The 11,879-nt window shown below is 71.6% G+C and carries 12 protein-coding genes; 5 read left to right on the top strand and 7 right to left on the bottom strand.

The window, feature by feature from the left end:
- The first annotated feature begins 37 nt into the window (after window positions 1-37).
- Window positions 38-1,303 (top strand): hypothetical protein, encoded by a 1,266-nt coding sequence (locus tag ACFWV8_RS27175; protein ID WP_384208962.1) that lies wholly within the window; start codon window positions 38-40, stop codon window positions 1,301-1,303.
- A gap of 157 nt (window positions 1,304-1,460) precedes the next feature.
- Window positions 1,461-1,979 (top strand): DoxX family protein, encoded by a 519-nt coding sequence (locus ACFWV8_RS27170; RefSeq protein ID WP_384208959.1) that lies wholly within the window; start codon window positions 1,461-1,463, stop codon window positions 1,977-1,979.
- Window positions 1,980-2,135: 156 nt separating this feature from the next.
- Here the strand turns inward: ACFWV8_RS27170 and ACFWV8_RS27165 are convergent, their stop codons facing one another.
- Window positions 2,136-3,446 (bottom strand): PspC domain-containing protein, encoded by a 1,311-nt coding sequence (locus ACFWV8_RS27165; RefSeq protein ID WP_384208956.1) that lies wholly within the window; start codon window positions 3,444-3,446, stop codon window positions 2,136-2,138.
- A 320-nt stretch (window positions 3,447-3,766) separates the two neighbouring features.
- On the opposite strand from ACFWV8_RS27165, the gene ACFWV8_RS27160 reads away from it, so the two are divergent.
- Together ACFWV8_RS27160 and ACFWV8_RS27155 are read left to right on the top strand one after the other, a co-directional pair.
- Window positions 3,767-5,011, top strand: coding sequence for a PspC domain-containing protein (locus ACFWV8_RS27160; RefSeq protein WP_384208953.1), 1,245 nt, complete (start codon window positions 3,767-3,769; stop codon window positions 5,009-5,011).
- Window positions 5,008-5,721: a LuxR C-terminal-related transcriptional regulator gene (locus tag ACFWV8_RS27155; RefSeq protein WP_384208950.1), complete on the top strand. Its 714-nt coding sequence runs from the start codon at window positions 5,008-5,010 to the stop codon at window positions 5,719-5,721. Before ACFWV8_RS27160 ends, ACFWV8_RS27155 begins: the two co-directional genes overlap by 4 nt.
- 13 nt (window positions 5,722-5,734) lie before the next feature.
- Here ACFWV8_RS27155 and ACFWV8_RS27150 read toward each other — a convergent pair whose 3' ends face one another.
- The 3 genes from ACFWV8_RS27150 to ACFWV8_RS27140 all read right to left on the bottom strand — a co-directional run bounded on the left by ACFWV8_RS27150 (window position 5,735) and on the right by ACFWV8_RS27140 (window position 7,770).
- The gene (locus ACFWV8_RS27150; protein ID WP_384208948.1) at window positions 5,735-6,127 is read right to left on the bottom strand and encodes a hypothetical protein; all 393 of its coding nucleotides are present in this window, start codon (window positions 6,125-6,127) and stop codon (window positions 5,735-5,737) included.
- A gap of 81 nt (window positions 6,128-6,208) precedes the next feature.
- Window positions 6,209-6,673, bottom strand: a complete 465-nt coding sequence (locus ACFWV8_RS27145; RefSeq protein ID WP_384208945.1) for a hypothetical protein — start codon at window positions 6,671-6,673, stop codon at window positions 6,209-6,211.
- 44 nt (window positions 6,674-6,717) lie between these two features.
- Entirely contained in the window at window positions 6,718-7,770 is a 1,053-nt protein-coding gene (locus ACFWV8_RS27140) for an NlpC/P60 family protein (protein ID WP_384208942.1), read from the bottom strand.
- 273 nt (window positions 7,771-8,043) lie between these two features.
- On the opposite strand from ACFWV8_RS27140, the gene ACFWV8_RS27135 reads away from it, so the two are divergent.
- On the top strand, window positions 8,044-9,444 hold the full coding sequence (locus ACFWV8_RS27135) for a hypothetical protein (protein WP_384208937.1): 1,401 nt from the start codon (window positions 8,044-8,046) through the stop codon (window positions 9,442-9,444).
- Between the two features lie 15 nt (window positions 9,445-9,459).
- Here the strand turns inward: ACFWV8_RS27135 and ACFWV8_RS27130 are convergent, their stop codons facing one another.
- The 3 genes from ACFWV8_RS27130 to ACFWV8_RS27120 are packed head-to-tail and all read right to left on the bottom strand — an operon-like array spanning window position 9,460 to window position 11,837.
- A complete protein-coding gene (locus tag ACFWV8_RS27130; RefSeq protein ID WP_384208934.1) occupies window positions 9,460-10,251 on the bottom strand; it encodes a MerR family transcriptional regulator in 792 nt (263 codons plus the stop codon).
- A gap of 15 nt (window positions 10,252-10,266) precedes the next feature.
- A complete protein-coding gene (locus tag ACFWV8_RS27125; protein WP_384208930.1) occupies window positions 10,267-11,028 on the bottom strand; it encodes an ABC transporter permease in 762 nt (253 codons plus the stop codon).
- 11 nt (window positions 11,029-11,039) lie between these two features.
- Complete coding sequence (locus ACFWV8_RS27120) at window positions 11,040-11,837, bottom strand: ABC transporter ATP-binding protein (protein ID WP_384208927.1); 798 nt, start codon at window positions 11,835-11,837, stop codon at window positions 11,040-11,042.
- Between the last annotated feature and the right edge of the window lie 42 nt (window positions 11,838-11,879).

Raw genomic sequence — 11,879 nt, 5'->3', positions numbered from 1 at the left:
CAGCGACGGGTGCGGGGCGGGGAAGGCGGCATTCGGCGTGGCGGTGCAAGTGACGGGGCGAGGCACGCACGGCGGGGGCTGTACCTGCGGGAACTGCCCGAACGGGGCTCATGAGGGGCACCGGCGAGCGGTCGCGGCGTTCATCGAGAAGCGTGAGGAGTTCGCCGCCGGCCAGGGCCTGCCGGCCGCGCTCGCGCACTCGCCGAGCGCCTCCAGGCAGTGGGTGTCCGACGAACTCACCCAGTCCGCGCGCGCCGTCGCCGACCGCAGCCGCGAGGCGGGCGACGCCTGGCTGCACTCCGTCTGGCGGCACACACTGCTCCTGGTGTGGGGCGCCGTCGTGGTCTTCGTACTGGGGCTGTCCATCACCGCGATCGGCGCGGGCTGGACCGGCGCCCGTACGGCGGGGCTGATCGCCTCCCTCGTCGTGGCCGGGCTGCTCACCTGCGCCGCCACGCTGCACCGTGCGCGTGGCGGCCTCCTCGCCCCGCTCGTCGGCGAGGACAACCGGCTGTCGACCTCCCGCACCGTCGCCTCCGCGTGGGTGCTGCTCGCCGTCTTCGCCGTGCTGGTGCTCGCGCTCCAACTCGCCGGGGCGTCGAACAGCCACGCGCGCGACGCGCTGATCGAGGGGCTCGAACTCGCCCGTGGCGTGGGCCTGCTGACCGTACTGACCGTGGTGTGCGCGACCGCCGTCGTCGTACGCCGCGTGGTGGGCGTACGTGTCGGGGACCGGCGGCTCCAGAAGGTACGGGCCGAGCGTCCGCGCCTCGCGGACCTGCTCTGCGACGACGGCGGGCGCGGCAGCTTCGCCGACGTGCAGTACGCGCTGCTGACGGCCGTCGCCGTGATCTTCTCGGCGGTACGGCTGGCGCGCCGCCCCGAGCAACTGCCCGATCTGCCCTGGGCGCTCGCCCTGCTGGTGATCGTCTCCGCCGCGACGTACTTCGCCGCGAAGTGGGCCGAGGGCGGTCGCCCGGTGGTGCTGTCCGTCGTCAGGGCCAGGGAGGCCGGGGATCTGGACGCGCCGATCCGCACCGGTGACGACGTGGAGATCAGGGGGACGGGTTTCGTGCCGCCGGGCGCGGGCACGCCGGACCGGCTGGCCGGCATGGTCGTACGGATCGGGCCGGTCCATATCCATGTACCGCTGGTCCCGGTTCCCGGCGGCTTCCAGAACCCGTCGGACACCGTGCTCGTCGTGCCCGTCCCGGTCGACGTGGAGCCTGGGCGCCTCGACGTACAGGTGGTGACGGCGGCCGGGGTCGAGACGAACCGGGTGCCGATCGACGTCGTGGACTAATTCCGGGCCAGGCCCGGACCGGTACACCGCGGGCGGACGGCGACAAAGCGGGCGGACCGCTGAGCGCGGGGTCCGTCACATCCGTATGCATGCACGAGGCACGCGGGGACAATCGAGCCCTGCGAGCGACGTGGGCAGCGGAAAGGCAGGACGCGCTATGGCGCACGGATACCGGACAGACACCTACGGAACGATCGGCGGTGAACAGCGGGGCTGGAAGGACTCGGCGACGAAGTACGCCCTGCTGCCGCTGCGGATCTTCCTCGGAGTGACCTTCATCTACGCCGGACTCGACAAACTCACCGACAGCGCCTTCATGTCGGCGGACGGGCCCGGTTCCGTCGGCGACCTGATGCGGAGCGTGCGGGACAGCTCCGCCATCCCCGCGCTCGTCGACCTCTCCCTCAAGAACCCCGAGGGCTTCGGCTACGCGATAGCCATCGGCGAGATCGCCGTCGGCCTCGGCACCCTGGTCGGGCTGCTGGCCCGGCTCGCCGCCTTCGGCGGGGCGCTGATCTCCCTGAGCCTGTGGCTGACGATGAGCTGGCAGTCGGACCCGTACTACTACGGCAACGACCTCGCCTACCTCATGGCCTGGCTGCCACTCGTGCTCGCCGGCGCCTCCGTCTTCTCCCTGGACGCGGCCCTGGCCGACAGGCGGCGGCGAATGCTGTAGTCGGCCATCGACACGGCCGAGGCCAGGAAGAGGCCACCGCAGACGATCGGGAACATCACGAACCAGGGGGAGTCCCACCAGCCCCCCGCGTCTCCGGCGAACACGGTGGCCGCGCTCAGCACGGCGAGGCCGGCCACCAGCTTGCCCGGCTTGAACTCATGCCGCAGCACGGGTCACCTCCACCTGTCCGACACCGACTTCGAGCCGGAGATCCAGTGTGCCCGCCGGCTTCACGCCCTTGGGCGGAGCCACCGTACGCGTCCGTTTCTGGGCCGGCGAGAGGTCGATGTCGTTCGGGAGCTCACCGGGGAGCCGGAGGTCGCCGAGCCCCACTTCCGCGCGCACCTTCAAGGTCACGTCGCGCGGTACGACGACCCTCAGCTGCCCCGCGCCGACCTCCGCCTCCGTACGGAGGGTCTCGCCGGCGGCGACGTCGACCTTGGTCAGGTCGAGCGTCCCGACGCCGGTGCCGAGCTTGTACGTGGGCGCCACCGAAGCGACGGTCGCCGGGCGCCAGGTCGTACGGACCCAGTCCGTGCCGATGTCCTTCGGGATGGTCGCCGAGCCCGCGAGCAGCCCGGCGGTGAGGACCGTGAGGAAGAGCGTGCCGAAGCCCGTACGTCCTGTGAAGGCGCTCACGGCGAGGCCGAGACCGAAGACCCCGAGCGCGGCGGCGAAGGCGATCTGCAGGCTCGTACCGAGCGGCTGGGTGTCCCACGACAGCCCCAGGCCGAGACCGCCCGCGCCCAGCGCCAGCAGGAAGAGGAGGCCGCCGATCCCGCGCGGGCGGCCCTGGCGTCCGCCCGACGTCCCAGACCCCTTCCGCTTCCCCTTCCCCTTCCCCCGGCCCGACGGATCGGCCTCCGCCTCGTCGTCAGGGCCCCACAGATAGTCGGGCGGCGACGCCGGACCCGTCGTGCCGTCCTTGACGATCGGGTCACGCCACCACGACGGACTGCCCGGGGTCGGCGGTGCCTTCGTCTCCGGGGGAGCCTCCGCGACGGCCGCCGCCGTACCCGGGTCGAGCGGGCCGCCCTCCTGCAGGGTGGCGCTGCGCCGCTGTGACCACATCGCCGCGCCGATCGTGGCGATGGACAGCATCGTGGCGAAGCCGAGCGTGCCGCCGTTGTTGAGCATCGACAGGAACAGACCGCAGCCCACGAGCGTGAGGAGCACGGCGATCAGGGACGCGCCGTCCACGCGGCCCGACAGCAGTCGGCGCAGCTCGTTCTCGTCCTCGCCGTCGACCGGCACGAGCAGCCAGGCGAGGCCGTAGAAGATGAGGCCGATACCACCGGTCAGCGTGAGCACGACGACGACGATCCGGAAGATGACCGGGTCGAGGTCGCAGTACCGCCCCAGCCCGCCGCAGACGCCCGCGACGAGCTTCTGCCGAGGCGCGCGCACCAGCTGTGGGGGCTGCGGCTGCGGCGGCTGCGTCGAGGTGTACGGCACGGACTGCGTCATACGACCATGGTGCCCGCCCCGCCCGCCCGGTCTCCACCCGTCCCGACCCTGGCCGGTCCCTGATATTCCGCGGCGGCCAGCCGGGCGGTGTCAGGGTCGTTCTCGGGGCAGCTCTCAGGGCGCAGCCCTGATGCCACGGCGCACCCGGCCGTGTGACCATCAATGGCATGCCGGTCGCCACGCCTACCCCGCCCCCGTCGTCCTCCTCGTCGTCATCGGCCTCGGGGCCGGCCGCCGCGGGGTCGCCTTCGGGACCGTCGGGCGCGTCCCGGAGCCGCAGCCGGGCGTCGGGGACGGCCCCAGGGTCCGACGAGCCGCCCTTGCGCAAGCTCTACCGGAGCGCCGACGGCAGGCTGCTGGGCGGCGTCGCACGTGGCCTCGCGGGCCATCTGGGGCTGCCGGTCGGCTGGGTGCGGCTGGTGTTCCTCGGTCTGTTCCTGGCCCAGGGGCTCGGCGCGCTGCTGTACGCCATCTTCTGGATCGTCGTCCCGCTCGGTTTCGGCGGCATGCCCACCGCGGCGCGCCCGCTCTTCGAGACGACGGGCGACGGACGGCGAAAGCTCCGAAAACCCGACAGGGGACAGACCTTCGCGATCATCGCGCTGTTCGTCGTCGGGTCCGTCTTCATCGGCAGCGCCGACCTCGGCCGCGGGGGCGCGGGCCACTACATCTGGCCGACGCTGCTCATCGGCGCCGGTGTCGTCCTGGTCTGGCGCCAGGCCGACAACGCGCGCCGCGCGCAGTGGGCGTCCCTCTCCACGGACAGCAGGCGGCGCAGGGTCTTCCAACTGGCGCGCGGACTCACAGGCGTGGCCCTGGTCGGCCTGGGCCTGACACTCTTCATGGTCGTACGCGGCTCGGCAGCCCAGCTCGGCAACGTCCTGACGGCGGCCATCGCCGTCGTGGCCGGAGTCGCCCTGCTCGCCGGACCCTGGCTCGTACGGATGACGCAGGACCTGTCCGACGAGCGCCTGATGCGTATCCGCGCCCAGGAACGCGCCGAGGTCGCAGCGCACGTCCACGACTCCGTCCTGCACACGCTCACACTGATCCAGCGCAACGCCGACGACGGCGGCGAGGTCCGCCGGCTGGCCCGCGCGCAGGAGCGCGAGCTGCGGGCCTGGCTCTACAAGCCGGAGGGCACCGGCAAGGACGAGGAGAACGAACCCGACACCCTCGCCGAGGCCGTCAAGGCGACCGCCGCCGAGGTGGAGGACTACCACGGCGTACCGATCGAGGTCGTCGTGGTCGGCGACTGCCCGCTCGACGAGAAACTGACCGCACAGACGCAGGCAGCACGCGAGGCGATGGTCAACGCCGCCAAGTACGGTGGCGAGGGAGGCGCCGTGCAGGTATACGCGGAGGTCGAGGGCCGGACGGTCTTCATCTCCGTACGGGACCGCGGGCCCGGGTTCGATCTGGACTCGGTGCCCGACGACCGGATGGGCGTACGGGAATCGATCTTCGGCCGGATGGAACGCAACGGCGGTACGGCGAGGGTGCGTTCGGCGCCCGACGGGGGCACGGAAGTGGAGCTTGAGATGGAGAGGGCGGCGGACGAATGACCGGCACCAGCGGGACGGGCGGCGACGGCGGCGGGGGAGAGGCCGGGACCAGGCGGGTGCGCGTGGTGCTGGTCGACGACCACCGGATGTTCCGCACCGGCGTACAGGCCGAGATCGGGCAGACCGCGACGACGGGCGTGGAGGTCGTCGGCGAGGCCGCCGACGTCGACCAGGCCGTCACGGTCATCACGGCGACCCGCCCCGAGGTCGTCCTGCTCGACGTCCACCTGCCAGGCGGTGGCGGCGTGGAGGTCCTGCGCCGCTGCGCCCCGCTGATGGCGGCGGCCGACGACCCGGTGCGCTTCCTCGCGCTCTCGGTGTCCGACGCGGCGGAGGACGTCATCGGCGTGATCCGCGGCGGCGCGCGCGGCTATGTCACCAAAACGATCACCGGCACGGACCTGGTGGACTCGATCTTCCGTGTCCAGGACGGCGACGCGGTCTTCTCGCCACGGCTGGCGGGCTTCGTGCTTGACGCTTTCGCGTCGACGGACGCGCCGCCGGTGGACGAGGACATGGACCGTCTCACGCAGCGCGAGCGCGAGGTGCTGCGGCTGATCGCGCGCGGTTACGCGTACAAGGAGATCGCGAAGCAGCTCTTCATCTCGGTGAAGACGGTCGAGTCGCACGTCTCGGCGGTGCTGCGCAAGCTCCAGCTCTCCAACCGGCATGAACTCACGCGGTGGGCGACGGCGCGCAGGCTGGTGTGAGCCCCGTCGGTTCTCAGCCTCGCGGGCAGAGCCACTCGGTCACGTAGTCCCGGCCGTTGTGGTGCAGCAGGCCGCGGACGCATTCGCCGGGGGCCGTGTCGAGCGTGCCTGACAGCGCGGCCGAGCCGTCCTCCGTACGGAGGGTGCCGAACCAGCCGGGGAACGCGGTGATCCGGGCGTTCCTGCGCTGGTAGCCGAGCCGCAGCCGCAGGGTGGGCGCGGGTTTCGTGGCGTTCGTATGTCGTACGTAACGCGTGGTGAAGGCCCCCTTGCCGCCCACCGGGCCCTCTACGCAGAGCCGGCCGCCGGTGAGGTCGCCGCAGCCCTCGGGGGTGACACCGACCGGGGCCAGGACGAGCACCGCGCCGACGGTGAGGACGGTCGCGTGGACCCGCCTGTGTCTCATGGCGTTCATCGTCGTGCGGCGAGTGCGGCATCGCACCCCGGCTTGGGCCGGGTGGGTACCGCCGCTGACATCTTGCGGCGGTCAGGCCGACTTGGTGGTCCGATTGCGGCGCAGCATCAGGAACAGGCCCGTCGCGATCGCCAGGCCCACGGCGCCGAGGACAGCGCCCTTCACGACCGGTCCGTGCCAGTTGTAGTCGGAGGTGTAGGCGGTCCGGCCGTTCTCCGCGAGCCGTACGCCGCCGATCGCGCTCGGCACGGCGTCGGAGCTGCGGACCCGGACGGCGTCCTCCAGCTTGACGTCCCGCTCGGTGACGGTGCCGTCGGCGCTGGTGAACGTGCCGATCCAGCCGCATTGCTCTTTGTTGCACACGCGGTCGGCAGGAGCCAGGGTGCCGACCGGGCCGTCCCGCAGGGTGGTGCGGCCTTCATATCCCTCGGCCGCCAGGCTCAGACCGCCGCCGAGGGAGATGAACAGGGCGAAGCCGATGCCTATGCGGACCAACACCCGCTCGCGGGTGGTCAGTGGTCGCTTTTTGGTGGTCATGGAACGGTGATCGTAGCCGGACGGCCGAAGCCGCCTCCCAGGGGCTACGCGGGGCGGGTGGCGCCCGCGAACGGCATCTGGTCGATCGGGGCCAGCCGCACCCCGGTGCCAGGCCGGGGGGCGTGGATCATCTGCCCGCCGCCGACATAGAGCCCGACATGGGAGATCCCGGAGTAGAAGAAGACCAGGTCACCGGGGGCGAGCTGGGAGCGGGCGACCCGTCGGCCCGCGTTGATCTGGGTGTAGGTGGTACGCGGGAGGGCGACCCCGGCCGCACGCCAGGCGGCCTGCGTCAGACCGGAGCAGTCGAACCCGTCGGGCCCGGTCGCGCCCCACACGTACGGCTTGCCGAGCGCTCCGCGCGCGTAGGCGATCGCGGCGGCGGCGCGGCCGTTGGGCGCCGGTACGGCCCCGGCGCGGCTCTGGGCGCGGTCGGCGCGTGGATCGGCCGGCCCGGTGTTTCCTGCATACCGCGCGCGTTCGGCGGCGGTGAGCCGGGCGAGGAGTTTCTCGGCGTCCGCGAGCTTCTTCTTGACCGTCGACTTGTGTGTGGCCAGGGCGGCTTGGCGGTTCTTGAGTTCGTCGGCCTTCGTGTCGGCCTTCTTACGTAAGCGGCCGAGTTCACCGAGCTGGGCGCGCATTCTGTTGACGGCCTGGGCCTGCTGGAAGCCGGAGCGTTCGGCGAGCGCTGCCCCGCGCAGGTATTCGTCGGGGTCGGAGCTGAGGGCGAGCTGTACGGCGGGGTCGAGGCCGCCCGCGCGGTACTGCGCGGTGGCGATCGAGCCGAGCGCGTTGCGCGAGACGTTGAGGCGGGCCGTACGCCGGGCGGCCTCGTCGCGCAGCTTCTCCAGCGAGGCGCTCGCCTCGGCGGCCTTCTCCTTGGCGCCGTTGTACTTCTCGGTGGCGGTCTCGGCCTCGTGGTAGAGCTTGTCGACCTTCGCCTTCACCTGGGCCTGGGTGAGCTGCGGTTCGGCCTGTGCGGTCCCTTCGAGCCCGGTCGCCGTCGCGGCTCCCGCGAGGGCGAGAGTGGCCGCCGTACGGCCGTAAGGCCCGCTGAACGGTCTGGAGTTGAATCGGGGTCGGCGGTGCGCTGCCACGGGGGCGTCCACATCCTTCGTTCCGGCTCGGCTCGGTGCGGCTGTTGTCGGGGAGGACGCTAGGCGCGGCGGTCACGGGAGCGCGGCGGCATGCCCGCTATTGCCCGCGGACGGCAGGTCTGCGGCGGATTGTGGCCGTCGGGGATATGGCGAATTCGACGATTCCGGACGGAAGTTGACCGATCCGATGACTTCAGAGCGGGGAGCGGGCGGCGGTGGTACGGGGCCGTCGGCCCGGTTGGACTGTCAGTGGTGGCGCGTAGCTTTTTTCTCATGACCACTCTCGGGGAAATGCTGAAGGGGCCCTCTTCCCGGTCGCTTTGGGAGCGGCTCTGCCCGCTGCTCGAAGGGCTGGACGAGACGGAGCTGGCCGCCGCCGCCACGATTCTGCGGAGCTGGCCGCCCGAGCGGCGGCCGATGCCGGACAGCTGGTGGAGCGAGCTGCTGGCGGGCGGGAGGCGGCCGTACCACGCGTCGGCGGGGACGCGCAGGCTCGGCCGGCTGGTCGACGTGGAGGCGGCCCGGGTGCCGGCGGAGCCGGACGCGGACCGGGACGAGTACGAGGAGGCGAACGGCGCTGCCGACGAGCCGTACGAGCCGGATGAGCCAGTGGCCTTCCCGTACGGTGCCGCGGCGGTGGCGGTCCCTTCCGATCTGCGGCGGCCGGTGTTCGGCGCGGTGGCCGAGTGGCATCACAACGGCGGGGACATCGTCGGCTGGAGCACGGTCGCGAGCGCCCCGCCGACCATGTATCTCGGCGGCGCCGACTACCACGACAATCCGCTCGACATCCAGATATCGCCGGACGGCGGGATCGTCGCGGCGTCGGTGGAGTGCCGCTGGCACGCCTGGTCGTCCGATGGCGAGGAGCTGTGGTCGCTCGACCCGGCGGACCTCTGGCCGGGGGCGGTGGCTGACGACGACGGCGACGAGGGCGGGGACGACCTCGTGGGCATCGACGTCCCGGTGCGGTTCTCGTTCGACGCGGACGGGCGGCGCGTGGCCGTCGGGCGGCTGCGGGGCGGCCCCGTGGCCGTCCTGGACGCGCGGACCGGGCACGTCCTGGCGCCCGGCCCGGAAGCGGGGCCGTGGGACGGCGAGGGGCCCGTCGCCCTGGACGCGGCCGGGCGGCTGCTGGCACACGCCCGCGGCAGCCGGGTGGTCGTACGGGACGTGGACGTGGACGGCGGCGCGGTGCTCGCCGACGCGGACACCGGGCTGGTCACGATCCACGCGCTGGCGATGGCACCGGACGGCGGCGGGCTCCTCGCCGTAGGGGCTGACGGCAAGGACAACCCGGCGGTGTGCTCCCTGACCCTGTCCCGGTCCCTGTCTCCCTCACGTACGGCGGCAGGGGCGGCGATCCTCACCGCGGCTGAGCCGGTACGGGCCGGGCGGGCGCCCGACGGCATGGTCGCCACCGACCCGCTGTCGGTGGTCACCGCGCGGGCGGTCTGGACCGCCGACGGACCGCTCGCCTTCATGTCGTCCGACGTCGGGGACGTCCTCTTCGGCGCCGACGGCCGGGTGCTGCGGGTGACGGCGGGGGCGAGCGTCGCCGCCTTCACCCCCGACGGCCGGGCCCTGATCACCGTCGGGTGCGCGGACCAGGACGAGATGGACCCGATCGACGTCTGGTTCCTCGACGCCATGGACCCGGCGGACAGGCCATAGGGGGCGGGCAGTTTCTCAAGATGGCGGCAGCTCGGTGTTGAGCCTGTCGGCAGGCACTCGCGCGATGCGGGTCCAGCCGCTCCAGCCACGCTCCTGCAGAATCGCCAGCACCAGTTCGGCGCCCGGGGCGGACTCCACCATGGCTGAGTCCATCAGGGCGACGAACTGATCGTCGAAGCCGTCGGTCCCCACCTCGCCGGCCTCCACGGCGCGAATCATCAGGCGCTCCAAGATGTCGGCGACCTCGACGATCCGCGGGTCGCCGGCCCGCCAGTCGGGCTCCCCGGTGAAGAAGCTGTAGAGCCTCACCATGTCGGGGTCGTCCAGCTCCTCGTGCTTCTTGGCGATCACGGCGTCGATCAGGTCCGGCACCTGCGCGGCGATCATGATCCAGGCATCCCGCTCCAGCTCGATGTACCGCTCCCCGACGCCGAGACCCCGCAACCGGTCGAGGTAGTACACGGCGCTCTGCGGGAGCGCCAGGTGCTCTCCGGCGGCGAGCCGGGCGAGCCGGCTGCGGGTGCCCCGCAGCCGCCGGATCTCGGCGCGCAGATCCTTGTCGATCTCCTGGACACCGCCGACGAACTCCTCCGGGCTGGCGTCGAGGAGTTCCTGCACCCTGGCCAGCGGCACGCCGGCGTCGGCCAGGGTGCGGATCAGGATCAGTCGCACGACCGCGGCGGCATCGTAGGTCCGGTACCCGGACCGGTCGCGCTCGGGCTCGGGCAGCAGCCCGATCTTGTGGTAGTGGCGTACCGCCCGCACCGTCACCCCGGCGTACGCCGCAAGCTGGCTGATGGTGAGCATGGGTCCCAGACTGCCTCAGGCGATCTTCCGGCGATAGGTGGCCATCGCGAAGACGTACGCCACGACGAGGATGCCGACGCACCAGGCGAGGGCGGTCCAGATGTCGTCGCCGACCGGCTGCCCCGTCAACAGAGCCCGGATCGTGTTGACGATCGACGTCACCGGCTGGTGCTCGGCGAACCAGCGCACCGGGCCGGGCATCGTCTTGGTGGGCACGAACGCCGAGCTGACGAACGGCAGGAAGATGAGCGGGTAGGCGAACGCGCCCGCCCCCTCGACCGACGACGCGGAGAGCCCGGGGATCACGGCGAGCCAGGTCAGCGCCAGGGTGAACAAGAGCAGGATGCCGGCGACCGCGAGCCATGCCGCCAGTCCCGCCCCCGAGCGGAAGCCCATGAGCAGCGCGACGCCCACGACGATCACGAGCGAGATCAGGTTGGCCATCAGAGAGGTGAAGACGTGTGCCCACAGCACACCCGACCGTGCGATCGGCATGGACTGGAATCGCTCGAAGATGCCGCTCTTCATGTCGGTGAACAGCCGGTAGGCGGTGTAGGAGATGCCCGATGCGATGGTGATGAGCAGGATGCCGGGCAGCATGTAGTTCACGTACGAAGCCGATCCTGTATCGATCGCGCCGCCGAATACGTAGACGAACATCAGCATCATGGCGACCGGCGTGATGACGGTCGTGATGATGGTGTCCACACTGCGGGTGACATGGCGGAGGGTCCGCCCCGTGAGAACGGCGGTGTCGGCGAAGAAGTACGAGGTCATCCTTGTCCCCCCTACTTCTTCGTGCCGGAGGCGTCGGTCTTGTCGCCGCCGGCGATGATCGCGAGGAAGATCTCCTCCAGGGTCGGCTGCTTCTCGACGTACTCGACCGTGGCGGGCGGGAAGAGCTGCTTCAGCTCGGCGAGGGTGCCGTTCACGATGATCCGACCCTGGTGAAGGATCGCGATCCGGTCGGCGAGCTGTTCGGCCTCGTCCAGGTACTGCGTGGTGAGCAGGACGGTCGTGCCGTACTCGGCGAGCTCCTTGACGGCGTGCCACACCTCGATACGCGCCTCGGGGTCGAGCCCGGCCGTCGGCTCGTCCAGGAAGATCACCGGCGGATTCCCGATGAGGCTCATCGCGATGTCCAGCCGACGGCGCATCCCGCCTGAATACGTGGACACCTGCCGCGTGCCGGCGTCGGTCAGCGAGAAGCGCCTCAGCAAGTCGTCCGCGATGGCGCCCGGGTCCTTGAGGTGGCGCAGCCTGGCGACGAGTACGAGGTTCTCCCGACCGCTGAGGATCTCGTCGACGGCCGCGAACTGCCCGGTAAGGCTGATGGACGCCCGCACATCCGCCGATTGCACGGCGACGTCGAAGCCATGGACGCCGGCTGTCCCCGCGTCGGCCTTCAGGAGCGTGGCGAGGATCCTCACGGTCGTGGTCTTGCCCGCCCCGTTGGAGCCGAGCAGGGCGAAGATGTCGCCCCGCGCCACGTCGAAGTCCACGCCGCGCAGCACTTCGAGCTTCCCGAACGACTTCTCCAGACCCCGCACGCGAATCGCCGGACCGGCGATCGATTGGGTCACCATGGTCATCTGCCTCCTTCGCGGAGCCTTCCGGTCGGCTGTGAG

It is taken from the genome of Streptomyces sp. NPDC058665, assembly GCF_042714995.1.
In the GTDB taxonomy this organism is placed as follows: Bacteria; Actinomycetota; Actinomycetes; order Streptomycetales; family Streptomycetaceae; genus Streptomyces.
Note: the sequence above shows the minus strand (reverse complement) of the source record. Positions and strands in the feature narration are given on the sequence as shown.

Coding starts and splice junctions, on each gene's coding strand:
- ACFWV8_RS27170 (WP_384208959.1), top strand. CDS start 1,461: ATGGCGCACGGATACCGGACAGACACCTACGGAACGATCGGCGGTGAA.
- ACFWV8_RS27165 (WP_384208956.1), bottom strand. CDS start 3,446: ATGACGCAGTCCGTGCCGTACACCTCGACGCAGCCGCCGCAGCCGCAG.
- ACFWV8_RS27155 (WP_384208950.1), top strand. CDS start 5,008: ATGACCGGCACCAGCGGGACGGGCGGCGACGGCGGCGGGGGAGAGGCC.
- ACFWV8_RS27150 (WP_384208948.1), bottom strand. CDS start 6,127: ATGAGACACAGGCGGGTCCACGCGACCGTCCTCACCGTCGGCGCGGTG.
- ACFWV8_RS27145 (WP_384208945.1), bottom strand. CDS start 6,673: ATGACCACCAAAAAGCGACCACTGACCACCCGCGAGCGGGTGTTGGTC.
- ACFWV8_RS27135 (WP_384208937.1), top strand. CDS start 8,044: ATGACCACTCTCGGGGAAATGCTGAAGGGGCCCTCTTCCCGGTCGCTT.
- ACFWV8_RS27130 (WP_384208934.1), bottom strand. CDS start 10,251: ATGCTCACCATCAGCCAGCTTGCGGCGTACGCCGGGGTGACGGTGCGG.
- ACFWV8_RS27125 (WP_384208930.1), bottom strand. CDS start 11,028: ATGACCTCGTACTTCTTCGCCGACACCGCCGTTCTCACGGGGCGGACC.
- ACFWV8_RS27120 (WP_384208927.1), bottom strand. CDS start 11,837: ATGGTGACCCAATCGATCGCCGGTCCGGCGATTCGCGTGCGGGGTCTG.